12 protein-coding genes, 1 tRNA gene and 1 rRNA gene are annotated in these 10,804 nt (G+C 41.1%); 10 read left to right on the top strand and 4 right to left on the bottom strand.

The genetic code is table 11. The features are described from left to right. The first annotated feature begins 5 nt into the window (after positions 1 to 5). The 4 genes from rrf to ACTU7M_RS06570 all read left to right on the top strand — a co-directional run bounded on the left by rrf (position 6) and on the right by ACTU7M_RS06570 (position 1,285). Positions 6 to 121, top strand: a 5S ribosomal RNA gene (gene rrf, locus ACTU7M_RS06585). A 130-nt stretch (positions 122 to 251) separates the two neighbouring features. Further along, positions 252 to 536, top strand: coding sequence for a GNAT family N-acetyltransferase (locus ACTU7M_RS06580; protein ID WP_443473597.1), 285 nt, complete (start codon positions 252 to 254; stop codon positions 534 to 536). A gap of 96 nt (positions 537 to 632) precedes the next feature. Further along, positions 633 to 705: transfer RNA gene (locus ACTU7M_RS06575), tRNA-Thr, on the top strand. Between the two features lie 133 nt (positions 706 to 838). After that, the gene (locus tag ACTU7M_RS06570; protein ID WP_443473588.1) at positions 839 to 1,285 is read left to right on the top strand and encodes a DUF4385 domain-containing protein; all 447 of its coding nucleotides are present in this window, start codon (positions 839 to 841) and stop codon (positions 1,283 to 1,285) included. Positions 1,286 to 1,295: 10 nt separating this feature from the next. Here ACTU7M_RS06570 and ACTU7M_RS06565 read toward each other — a convergent pair whose 3' ends face one another. Genes ACTU7M_RS06565 through ACTU7M_RS06550 form a run of 4 tightly spaced genes read right to left on the bottom strand, consistent with a single transcriptional unit; the run spans position 1,296 to position 5,848 of the window. Next, on the bottom strand, positions 1,296 to 1,811 hold the full coding sequence (locus ACTU7M_RS06565; protein ID WP_443473587.1) for a glycosyl-4,4'-diaponeurosporenoate acyltransferase CrtO family protein: 516 nt from the start codon (positions 1,809 to 1,811) through the stop codon (positions 1,296 to 1,298). Positions 1,812 to 1,822: 11 nt separating this feature from the next. After that, entirely contained in the window at positions 1,823 to 2,929 is a 1,107-nt protein-coding gene (locus ACTU7M_RS06560) for a glycosyltransferase (protein WP_443473586.1), read from the bottom strand. A 12-nt stretch (positions 2,930 to 2,941) separates the two neighbouring features. Beyond that, on the bottom strand, positions 2,942 to 4,339 hold the full coding sequence (locus tag ACTU7M_RS06555) for an aldehyde dehydrogenase family protein (protein WP_443473585.1): 1,398 nt from the start codon (positions 4,337 to 4,339) through the stop codon (positions 2,942 to 2,944). Between the two features lie 15 nt (positions 4,340 to 4,354). Next, positions 4,355 to 5,848, bottom strand: a complete 1,494-nt coding sequence (locus ACTU7M_RS06550; protein ID WP_443473584.1) for a phytoene desaturase family protein — start codon at positions 5,846 to 5,848, stop codon at positions 4,355 to 4,357. A 173-nt stretch (positions 5,849 to 6,021) separates the two neighbouring features. Here ACTU7M_RS06550 and ACTU7M_RS06545 point away from each other — a divergent pair, with 173 nt between their 5' ends. The 6 genes from ACTU7M_RS06545 to ACTU7M_RS06520 all read left to right on the top strand — a co-directional run bounded on the left by ACTU7M_RS06545 (position 6,022) and on the right by ACTU7M_RS06520 (position 10,780). Continuing rightward, the gene (locus ACTU7M_RS06545) at positions 6,022 to 7,533 is read left to right on the top strand and encodes a phytoene desaturase family protein (protein ID WP_443473583.1); all 1,512 of its coding nucleotides are present in this window, start codon (positions 6,022 to 6,024) and stop codon (positions 7,531 to 7,533) included. A gap of 18 nt (positions 7,534 to 7,551) precedes the next feature. After that, positions 7,552 to 8,427 (top strand): phytoene/squalene synthase family protein, encoded by an 876-nt coding sequence (locus ACTU7M_RS06540; protein ID WP_443473582.1) that lies wholly within the window; start codon positions 7,552 to 7,554, stop codon positions 8,425 to 8,427. Positions 8,428 to 8,431: 4 nt separating this feature from the next. Further along, positions 8,432 to 8,878, top strand: a complete 447-nt coding sequence (locus ACTU7M_RS06535; protein ID WP_443473581.1) for a MarR family winged helix-turn-helix transcriptional regulator — start codon at positions 8,432 to 8,434, stop codon at positions 8,876 to 8,878. A 21-nt stretch (positions 8,879 to 8,899) separates the two neighbouring features. After that, positions 8,900 to 9,370: a glutathione peroxidase gene (locus tag ACTU7M_RS06530; protein WP_443473580.1), complete on the top strand. Its 471-nt coding sequence runs from the start codon at positions 8,900 to 8,902 to the stop codon at positions 9,368 to 9,370. A 104-nt stretch (positions 9,371 to 9,474) separates the two neighbouring features. Next, the gene (locus tag ACTU7M_RS06525) at positions 9,475 to 9,855 is read left to right on the top strand and encodes a hypothetical protein (protein WP_443473579.1); all 381 of its coding nucleotides are present in this window, start codon (positions 9,475 to 9,477) and stop codon (positions 9,853 to 9,855) included. Between the two features lie 76 nt (positions 9,856 to 9,931). Then, a complete protein-coding gene (locus ACTU7M_RS06520; RefSeq protein WP_443473578.1) occupies positions 9,932 to 10,780 on the top strand; it encodes an SDR family oxidoreductase in 849 nt (282 codons plus the stop codon). The last annotated feature ends 24 nt before the right edge of the window (positions 10,781 to 10,804 follow it).

Raw genomic sequence — 10,804 nt, 5'->3', positions numbered from 1 at the left:
AGATGTGCGGTGGCGATGGCGAGAAGGCCACACCTGTTCCCATCCCGAACACAGAAGTTAAGCTTCTTAGCGCCGATTGTAGTGAAGGGTTTCCCTTTGTGAGAGTAGGACGCTGCCGCGCAAAATTAAAACACCTTGGATTATTTATTAATCTAAGGTGTTTTTTGGTGCCCTCAAATACAAATTATTATCTTTTTACTATCTTCAATGCTAAACTGAACTTGATATTGGAAAATGAGAGGGGAATTATTATGGAGTTTGTTAAACATGGCAATGGCTATCGAAAGCTGGATGAATCAGGGAAGATGGTAGCAGAAATCACTTACAAGCCGATTGATGATAACACAGTGGGAGCTAACCATACCTTTGTTGATCCTTCATTGCGTGGTCAAGGAGTAGCCGAAAAGATGCTTGATCATTTAGTAGATGAAATGCGTAAAGAAGGCAAGAAGATTGTTGCACAATGTTCTTATGTAGTTACGCAATTTGATAAAAAACCTGATAAATATGCTGATGTCATGGCAGAAAAGAAGTAGGACACAGCTTATTGGAGAGGACTTTGAAATAAAAGTCCTCTTTACTTTTCTCAAAATAGTTTTATAATAATTCTTGTATGTGCTAGCACATCAAAAGCCGGATTAGCTCAGTTGGTAGAGCATCGCACTCGTAACGCGGGGGTCACAGGTTCAAGTCCTGCATCCGGCATACTGAAAAAAATAGATATATCAAGGTTTTCATGACCTTTGATATATCTATTTTTTGTAGCCAAGATAGTTGATTTGAATGATTTAGTGGAGTATGGTTTGTCATGAATGAAACTATTAAGGAGGTGGGAAAAATGACATTCAATTACGAACTCGATTTTGATAATATCAATTTTCGCGAACAACCTGAACTGTACAGAGTGGGTCGAGGAGAACAGGGTGTTCTGCTTGTAGAACCTTACAAGAGCGAAATTCTTCCGCACTGGCGCTTCAAAACTCCAGAAATTGCCAAGGAGTCATCTGAAAAAATATATCAGATGTACCTGGATTACAAGAAAGCCGCAGATTTTGTGGGAATGGATATGGCCAGGAAATTTCTACAGATGGGATACACCCGCTCCCGACGCTATGCCAACTATAAGGGCGGCAGGAAGTACGATGAAAAAGGCGAAATAAAAGAACGGACGCTTAATGAAGAAAAGGCAGCCTCCGCAGCCATATTCATGGAAAAATGGAAAATCGTGAGGGAAGATCAAGACTACCTCAAGCTGAAGAAAGAGCACCAGAAGAAATATGGCTGAAAATTGGTAATCACGGTTTTTCCTGCACTGCTTGTCGTTGCTGGCGACGCAAAATCAGTTTGTAGAGTCGTTCCAAACGGGGACGGTTATAGCGTTGCGCCATGATGAAAGGGATATTTGCCAAGAGGGCATAGATTACCATGATACTACCAGCCCAGGGTGGATTCCAGATGAAAAAAAGAAATGCGGGTGGAATCAAGGCCCAATGCGTCAGTTCGGCCCGTTTGGTCTCAATGATGAATTTCCGCAGGCCGTCTAAATCCGTGCCCTGTAAATTGGTTTTGTTATAGGCATTTTTAACAATTATGCTGCCGTCCGGGAGGAACCTTTTCCAATTGCGGATGCCGAAGAGGCTGTTCCAAAAATCGCCGTTCCGTTCCCATTCCCATGGCCGGAAACCTTTTTCCGTCCGCGCATACCAGTCATCGGGAACTTTCATGAAGAAGAGAGAGATTGCCATATGGAAGAAAAACCAAGCTACAAAATCAAGGATGATAATCCACGCGACAGGTAACGTGACGAACATATGGCAACCTCCTAAAGTTTTATTTTTCGCCCTTTCCAGGAGACACTTTTGAACACGAATGTTTGGAGAGCCGACCAACCAAAAAGAAAGACGAAATAAATAAATAGCACTGGATAACAAAATAAAGCGAGCCAATAGAAGCGACCAGATTTCCTTGCCATTCTGAAAAACAGCATGAAATACAAGAGATATCCAACAATAGCAACTAATAATTCAAAAGGCTTTCCTAGCAAAGCGGCAACTATTAAATAGAAAAATGTAGTTAGAGCACCGGTTATCCAGAAGCTCGTGCAAATTAATAGAAAAGGATGCGTCGCGACTGAACCGGAAGCAAAACTTTTAGCCCAGCCCTCAGCCAGACTACCAATCCCATCAGGATACATCCGAAAATGCAAAGTATGTTTACCCGAAAAGAGTGAAACCGGAAAATCCTGTTCGTGGAAGTATTTCCCTAGTGCAACATTCTCCATAATGGAGTCACGAACTTTTTTGTGGCCACCTACTTGAAAATAAGCGGACCTTGTACAAAGCAATGACGGACCAAAAGCACCCGCAGGTCTCAGACGGTTTCCTAAAACAGAAAAATAATTCATTCCGGTAAGGACCATAATATTAAAAACAGTTGATAAGTTTTCGTATAGGTGATGGACTATGTGGTAGGGTTGAATTGAAAGAACGCCTTCTTCTTGAAAGTGATTTATAATTCGAAGGAGGCTATCGGTTTCTGGGAAAAAGATATCCGCATCCAGAAACAATAACCAATCCCCAGCTGCGGCTTGGGCGCCATACCAACAGGCCGCTGACTTGCCAACCCAGCCAGACTTGTCGGCTTTAAATTGAATAACCTCTGCACCGTATTTTTTGGCAATGAGGGCAGTCTGGTCTTGGGAATGATCATCGATGACTAAAATTTCAAGTGGTTGGTAAGTTTGTTTTCTTAAGGAATCCAGGAGAATCGGCAAATTTTTCTCTTCATTTCTAGCTGGAATAATAATGGATACGTGTTTATTTCTTTTTTTGAGCTGCTCCCTATTTTCCGTAAGCGTTGGAACATGCCAGAGCATCGCCAATCCACTTAATAACGATAAAACTAAAATAATGACATAAATATAAAGCACGATTCTCCCTCCTTAGAAAATTTTTTTCCGTAGTTTTCGTAAGGCTTGTAGTGCTGATTTTGAGTAGGGTGGAAATTGCTTGGAAAGTCCTAGGGGAGCCTTTTTGGAATAAACAGCTCGTGGATAAGTAAAAGCTTGGAAACTAGCCTCACCATGATATCTGCCAAGGCCGCTCTTTCCTTTCCCACCAAATGCTACAAAAGGATTCACTGCGTGCATAATAACTTCATTAATGCTGAAAGATCCACTTTCCAAACCTTTTTGCAATTCCTCAATCGTTTCTTTTTTTGAACTAAAAACATATATACACAAAGGAATCGGTAGCCGATTCAATTCTGCTTTCAGATCGTCCAGCGAATCATAAGGGATTACGGGAAGAATGGGCCCAAATATCTCATCTTTGGTAACCTCACTGCCGGGTTTAACATCCACCAATAAAGTCGGCGCAATATAGCGGTTTTCCTCAGAATATTCACCACCGTAATAAATCTTCCCATCATCCAAATAACGTAAAACTTTGTGGAACTGTTCAGCATGAATAATCCGCCCATAATCTGGCGAAAGTTGCGGATCTACTCCATAGAATGCTTGAATCTGTGATTTCATTTTTTCCAGAAACGAACCCAACTGTTCACGAGGAACATATATCGTATCCGGAGCGATACAACTTTGGCCCGCATTTAAGAATTTGCCCCAAGCAATCTTTTTGACCGCCGCATCATTAACACCAGATTCATCCAAAATACAGGGATTCTTCCCACCTAATTCCAATAAAACCGGGGTTAAATGACTCGCCGCTGCCTCATACACTTTCGTGCCGGTCTCAGGACTCCCCGTGAAAAAAATGAAGTCCCATTGCAGCCTGGTTAAACTTTCTGCAACTTTGCTGTCCCCCTCAACCACATATAAAACCTTTTTTGGAAAATAAACAGGCACAAGTTTCGAGAGGAGTTTACTTGTTGCTGGCGCAAATTCGGAAGGTTTTAGAACAACGCCATTTCCACCCGCCAGCGCACCAATGACCGGCATCAATGCTAACTGTAAAGGATAATTCCAGGGGGCTAAAACCAACACACTGCCATAAGGATAATAAGAAGTGACGACTTTATCTTTGCCTGACAATAAAAAGCGACCCTGTGAAAGAGGTTTTAACCAGTCAGCTAAATTCTTCTCTGCATATTCAATTTCATTCAACAACACCCCCAGCTCAGAAGCATAAGCTTCTACTGCCGGTTTACCAAGATCTTTTTTCAGAGCCAGGAGCCATTCGGACTCATGTTCCTCTAATAGTCGTTTTAGTTGTGAGAGGGCGTAAAGCCGATGATCTAATCCTGTACACCCTAACTCGCAACTGCGTTGACGCTGTATTTTTTGAATGTCTTCAATCAGATCCAGATTATTGGTAACCATAAACAGGACACCTCATTATCGGTTTTGTTCTTTTTTGACGATTTTATCACTCACTTGTTGGCCACTGAGAGTAACCATTGGCATACCGCCACCTGGGTTGACCGTTCCGCCTACAAAATAGAGATTGTCATATTTCTCACTCTCTTTTTCATGCTTGAAACCGCGATTTGCTTTACGGTTTGAGACTGTTCCGTAAATAGCACCACGATGGGAGTAATAGGTCTCTTGAATATCTTCCGGCAACCATCTATTTTTTACAACCGTTCTTTTGCGTAAATCAGTCAAGCCCATCTCTTCCAACTTGATGAGCACCCGTTCCTCTAATGCATCATAGTCCGCTTTTGTAAAAGGTTTGTCCTGTATATAGGGGATATGGGGGAGGACCTTTATGTTCTCGTGGCCAGGGATCGTCTGGGACTCATCCGTTTTATTGACATTTACCAAATAAATCGTTGGATCATCGGGTAGTTCGTGCTTATGGAAAATTTGATTAAAGCTTTTTTCCGGGTTTTTTGAAAAGAAAAAGTTATGATGTGCAAGCTGTGGGTACTCACCTTTAACACCTAGGTGAAGAACCAATCCGGAACTTGCCGGTTCGAATTTTTCTTCCAGCTTTTTGGTGAATTTTTCACTCTCGCCCAATAACTTGTCATAAGCTGGAATAACTTCCATATTGGAAATAAAATAATCAGCTTCTACTAACGTACCATCTGCAAGTTCAGCCGATACAATTTTGTCACCATCGGAATTCAGGCGAATAATTTCCTGGTTCGTATAGAAATCAACACCGATTTCTTTCCCTAGTTTTACAATGCCGTCAGCTATCCCATGCATGCCACCCGGTACATACCAAATGCCTTGTTTATGTTGCATATAAATCATCATATTTAAAACAGCAGGTGCATCGTAAGGAGAAGAGCCCACATATTTGATGAAATAAGCAAGCATGTCCCGCAATTTTTGATTTTGGATGCGTTTTGCAATCGCATCATACATCGTTGTAAGAAGATCGAAACCCTTGATTGAATCAATGAGCCCATGATGACGGAACACTTCACCCGTATTATCGAGCCCCTCGTTAAAATAACCTTCTTCGGTGATTTCATATAGTTTGCGGGCATATTCCAGAAATTCCCGGTACTCATCCATATCCTGTTTACTTAATTCTGAATTTTGTTCAGCCATTTTTTCCAAGTCGCCGTAGAGATCCAAAATACTGCCATCGGGAAAGAAGGAACGCCATTCATGCTCTACCCGTTCCGTCGAAATGTAATCTTCCATCTTTACATCACTATTAGTAAAGAGTTTTTCAAAAATAGGCTTCATTGTCAGAATAGAGGGACCTAAATCGAAACCAAAGCCGTCTGTGTTTAAACGGTTGAGTTTTCCACCTAAGTGTCCATTTTTTTCATAAAGTGACACTTTGAAGCCACGCTGTGCCAAGGATACTGCTGCAGAAAGTCCACCTAAACCGCCACCGATCACTATTGCTGTTTTTGCCTGATGCATGTCTGTCCCTCCGTTTAATAATACATTTTGAATATCAAAATCATCTTACCTTATATCGCACACGATGTAAAACGTTTTCTTTTTTACTTTTTTGGGTTATTATTGTTTACATCGTACAAGATATAAAATATGATAGGGGTAATACTAATAAAATTCGAAAGAGACGGTGCGGCATGTATAGTGAGAAAAAGAAGGTAATCGTAATAGGAGCAGGGGTAGCGGGTTTATCAAGTGCTATTCGCTTACAAAAAGAAGGTTATGCAGTTGAGATTTATGAAAAAGAAAGTATTCCTGGTGGGAAGATGCATGTTATTGAAAAAGATGGCTTTAAATTTGATTTAGGCCCAACCATTGTGATGATGCCGGAGCTTTATCGTGAGGTTTTTGAGTTCGCCGGTAAGAATCCGGATGACTACATTCCAATGAAACGTCTGGACCCCATGTATCGTTCTTATTTCGATAGAGGAACGGAAAGTATTGATATTTCTTCTGATCTCGTTCAGCTTATGAAGACACTTGAAGCTAGAAGTCCACAAGATGCGGCTGGATTCCTGCAATACTTGAGCAGTATCTACGATCGTTTCTCGGTAGCGCGGGATTATTTCATCCAACGTCCTTTCAGAAAGAAAAAAGATTTCTATAATCCGTTTATGTTGCAACAAGCTTTGAAATTAAAAACATTCGATTCAGCGACAGACTCCATCTCCAAATTCGTTAAAGATGAAAAAATCCAGCAAATGCTGACTTTCCAAACGTTGTATATTGGCGTCAGTCCGAATAATGGTCCATCACTCTACACGATCATTCCCATGATTGAACTTCTCTATGGTATTTGGTATATCGATGGGGGTATGCACAAAATGGCAGAAGGAATGGAAAGTGTATTCCTGGAGTTAGGGGGTAAAATCCACTATAATTCTCCCGTTGAAGAAATTGTGGTTGAAGAGGGTCGTGCGACTGGTATCCGTGTAAATGGCGGGGAACAAAGTGCTGACTATGTCGTTTGCAATGCTGATTTCCCTTATGCAATGAAGAATTTAGTGAAGAATAGAGTGGCTAAAGGCAAATATACGGATGAAAAGATAGATAAGATGAAATATTCCTGTTCTTGTTTTGTACTTTATTTAGGGATGGATCGTAAATATGAGGAACTGGAACACGTGCATACTTTCGTCTTTTCTGAGGATCTGGATAAGAACCTTGAACAAGTCTTTTCCGGGGAATTTGTAGAGGATCCTTCTATTTATATCGTGGCAGCTTCAAAAGTTGATCCTACTGTTGCACCAGAAGGGAAAGAGGGACTGTATGTCTTGGTTCCCGTTTCAGACTTGGCAACAGCTGATTATGATTGGAACGACGAAGCAACTGCCAAGTATTATCGTAAGAAAGCCTTGGATGCTGTCAGCAATTTGCCGGGCATGGCTAATGTGGAAAATGAAATAATTTCCGAAAGTATGATCACACCACTTGATTTCCAAGAACGATTTAATGCCTACAATGGTGCTTGTTTTGGATTACAGCCAACCTTGCTGCAAAGTAACCACTTCCGCCCGCAAGCGAAAGCAGAAGCTTGCGAAAATCTTTATTTTACAGGAAGTAGTACGCATCCTGGAGCGGGTGTTCCAATTGTCCTTTTATCCGGAAAAATTGCCGCCGATGAATTAATGCTTGACGACAATAAATAAAGTGAAAGGGTGAATGCAATGGCAGGAACCGACTTGAAGAAAGATTATGCTTACTGTGAAAAAGTGATAAAAGCTTCTTCGAAAAGTTTTTATACGGCCTTTTCAAAGTTACCTAAGGAAAAAGCGGAGGCCGTCTATGCAATTTATGCATTTTGTCGACAAGCCGATGACACGGTGGACGCGAACGAGCCGACAGCGTTAAAGAAAAAGAAATTAATGCAACTGGAAGAGGAGCTGACTGCCTTCACCCAGGGAGAGACGCCTGATCACCCAATGTGGCGAGCGTTACGCGATGTTTTTACCCGTTATGATATGGACGCAGCACCATTTTTTGATCAACTTGAAGGGCAGAAACGTGATCTGTCCTTTCAAGAAATTACGGATTTGGCAGCTTTGAAAGAATATAGTTACTATGTAGCTGGTTCGGTCGGATTGATGCTATTGCCCATTCTGGCCCATCAAAAAGGAATAAACAAGGAAATAAAAGAAAGTGCTATATCCCTCGGTGTTGCAATGCAATTGACAAACATTTTACGGGATGTGGGCGAGGATTACCGCGATAACGACCGTATCTATTTGCCAACTGAATTGTTGAACCGTCATCATGTGCATTTAGAAAAAGTGATGCAGGCGGGGCCTGACCAAGCCTTCATCAGTTTATGGGAAGAACTGGCTAAAGAGTCGGAAGAGGGATATCAGAACTTTTTCGGTAGTATTCATTTGTTTGATAAAGATTGTCAGTTACCAGTCTTGGTTTCCGCAAAACTGTACAGTGGTATTATGGATAGTGTCCGCAAGAATGATTATGATTGCATTAATAAAAGAAATTTTGTTCCTGAAGTTAAAATGACGGAATTGATTCTTCAAGCAAGAAAACTTTTAAAGAAACGGTGATTTAATGGATGAGTCTATTTTTGATCGGCGCCTCGATGAACAGCTATGTTTTCGGCTATATCGTGCCTCGAGTGGCATCAACAAAATATATGCCCGGGCACTGCAGACTTTTAACCTGACATTCCCCCAATATTTAGTCTTACTTGCTTTATGGGATGACGAAGGAGTACCTATCAGTTCTATTGGAGCAAAGACCGGCATGGGGATTGGAACATTAAATCCGATACTGAAAAGAATGGAAGCAAGCGGGTGGATTGAAAAGAACCGGCATCCTTCTGATAAAAGAACCATACTAATTTTTTTATCAACGCATGCAAAGGAAAGTAAGCGATTAATAAACCAGTCCATTCTCAAGGAACTGGAAACCTGTAACTTCGAAGGAATTGATTTACCCGATTTAATGAGACAACTTTCGAGTTTACAACAACGTCTAGACGAGATAAATGATTGAATTTAATGGAGGTTAACGGATATGGGGATTTATGATATTTCAGTAACAACAGAAAATGGCGAAACATATAAATTAGACCGTTATAAAGGGAAAACAATGCTGATCGTCAATACAGCGACCAAATGTGGTCTTGCCCCCCAGTTTGATGAACTGCAAAAACTGTTTGAAAAATATCAAGACCAAGATTTTGTAGTCCTGGGTTTTCCTTCCAATCAGTTTAAACAAGAAGTGACTACTGCGGGCGAAGCCGCTGAGTCATGCCGAATGACTTATGGTGTATCATTCCCCATGCATAAAATTGTAACAATAAATGGAAAAGATGCCCATCCTCTTTTCAAACTTTTAACTGAAGAAACCAAAGGTATTTTGGGAAGTGCCATCAAGTGGAATTTCACCAAGTTCCTGGTAGATAAAAACGGGGATGTCATCAAACGCTTCGGGCCAACTGAAGAACCACTGTCTTTCGAAAATGAAATAGCAGCTTATTTGTAAAATGGATTTTTTGGCTAGTCGCGGCAGCATGGTGCCGTGACTAGTTTTTTTTAGGAGGTTTGATACAATAACCTTAACAAATATTCTGGCAGGAGGGATTGGATGTGTCAGTAAAAATTACGCGTAAGACGGGTTGGATTGGTCTCCTTGTATCAGTAAAAATCCGTATAAATGGTGATAAAGTTGCAAGAATTAATGATAACCAAACCATTGAGATGGAACTGCCAACAGAAGAAGCAATGATTCAAGTTACCCAACAAGGCTTTCGCAGTAATAAGCTGCAAGTTAAAAAGGGCGACAAACTCATGATACACATGCGCAAAAGTGCAAAAATTATATATTTATTAATGTCTTTTACACCACTATTATCCATTCTTTTTCTGTCAGGGTATGAGCATCAATTAATGATTAGCCTGGTAGCCATTCTGGGGCTGGGTGCAAGTTTATTTCTTTTTAATACACATATAATCACTAAAATTCCTTGATCCATATCATTAGGAAATGCCTCTTTTTGTTGTTACGCTTATTTTGTAAGGCAGTAAAACAAGAGGAGGATTTTTTATGCGTAAAAAAACGATTCTGATAACAGGTGCAGGGACGGGCTTCGGTAAAAATATCGCCTTTAGATTAGCGGAAAAGGGACATGATGTCATTGCCGGTGTCGAAGTAATGTCGCAAGTATCGGCTTTGGAAAAAGAAGCACGGGAAAAAGGGTTGGAACTGAGACTCGAACAACTCGATGTAACGAATCCTAAAGACCGCGAAAAAGCCTGGAAATGGGACGTCGATATTTTGGTGAACAATGCCGGTATTAAAGAGGGAGGCTCCTTAGTGGATATCCCAGAAGAAAACTTGCGCCGTCAAATGGAAGTAAATGCGATTGCACCCATGATTTTAACAAAAGAATTTGCGCGCAAGATGGTGCAGAATAAAAAAGGAAGAATCATATTCGTATCGTCCATTTCTGGACTGGCTGCAAATCCATTTTCGGGCCCGTACGCGGCTTCCAAGCATGCGGTTGAGGCTTTTGCGGAAGCATTGAGTATGGAATTGCAAGAATTTAAAGTCGAAGTCGCAACCATAAATCCAGGTCCTTATTTGACGGGATTCAACGACCGTGAATTTGAAACCTGGAAAAATTGGGATGATGATCCTGCTACGCGCGTCTTTGATTACGAAAAGCTCGCTTTTGCTATGGAGCAGTTCGATCCCGATGAAGTAACGGAACCAGCCATCAAAGTCATTTTGGGTGAAACCAAGACTTACCGCAACCTTATCCCGGAAAAAATGATTCCGATGATTAAAGAGAAAATGGATGCAGTATGGCAAAAAACCACCGATGATAAATTAGGTAAACGGCATCCTGCTGTCCAGAAGTCTTATGACGCTGAACCAGGAATGAAAGCATAATCTAAAAAGGGCCAGGACACGTGT

The sequence above is a fragment of the Jeotgalibaca sp. A122 genome, assembly GCF_052266715.1.
In the GTDB taxonomy this organism is placed as follows: Bacteria; Bacillota; Bacilli; order Lactobacillales; family Aerococcaceae; genus Jeotgalibaca.
The sequence above is the reverse complement of the archived record's forward strand: the minus strand, read 5'-3'. Positions and strand labels throughout refer to the sequence as shown.

Bases quoted from the DNA above. Each gene is read 5' to 3' on its own strand.
- ACTU7M_RS06550 (WP_443473584.1), bottom strand. From the start codon at position 5,848: ATGCATCAGGCAAAAACAGCAATAGTGATCGGTGGCGGTTTAGGTGGA.
- ACTU7M_RS06580 (WP_443473597.1), top strand. From the start codon at position 252: ATGGAGTTTGTTAAACATGGCAATGGCTATCGAAAGCTGGATGAATCA.
- ACTU7M_RS06570 (WP_443473588.1), top strand. From the start codon at position 839: ATGACATTCAATTACGAACTCGATTTTGATAATATCAATTTTCGCGAA.
- ACTU7M_RS06555 (WP_443473585.1), bottom strand. From the start codon at position 4,339: ATGGTTACCAATAATCTGGATCTGATTGAAGACATTCAAAAAATACAG.
- ACTU7M_RS06520 (WP_443473578.1), top strand. From the start codon at position 9,932: ATGCGTAAAAAAACGATTCTGATAACAGGTGCAGGGACGGGCTTCGGT.
- ACTU7M_RS06565 (WP_443473587.1), bottom strand. From the start codon at position 1,811: ATGTTCGTCACGTTACCTGTCGCGTGGATTATCATCCTTGATTTTGTA.
- ACTU7M_RS06535 (WP_443473581.1), top strand. From the start codon at position 8,432: ATGGATGAGTCTATTTTTGATCGGCGCCTCGATGAACAGCTATGTTTT.
- ACTU7M_RS06530 (WP_443473580.1), top strand. From the start codon at position 8,900: ATGGGGATTTATGATATTTCAGTAACAACAGAAAATGGCGAAACATAT.
- ACTU7M_RS06545 (WP_443473583.1), top strand. From the start codon at position 6,022: ATGTATAGTGAGAAAAAGAAGGTAATCGTAATAGGAGCAGGGGTAGCG.
- ACTU7M_RS06540 (WP_443473582.1), top strand. From the start codon at position 7,552: ATGGCAGGAACCGACTTGAAGAAAGATTATGCTTACTGTGAAAAAGTG.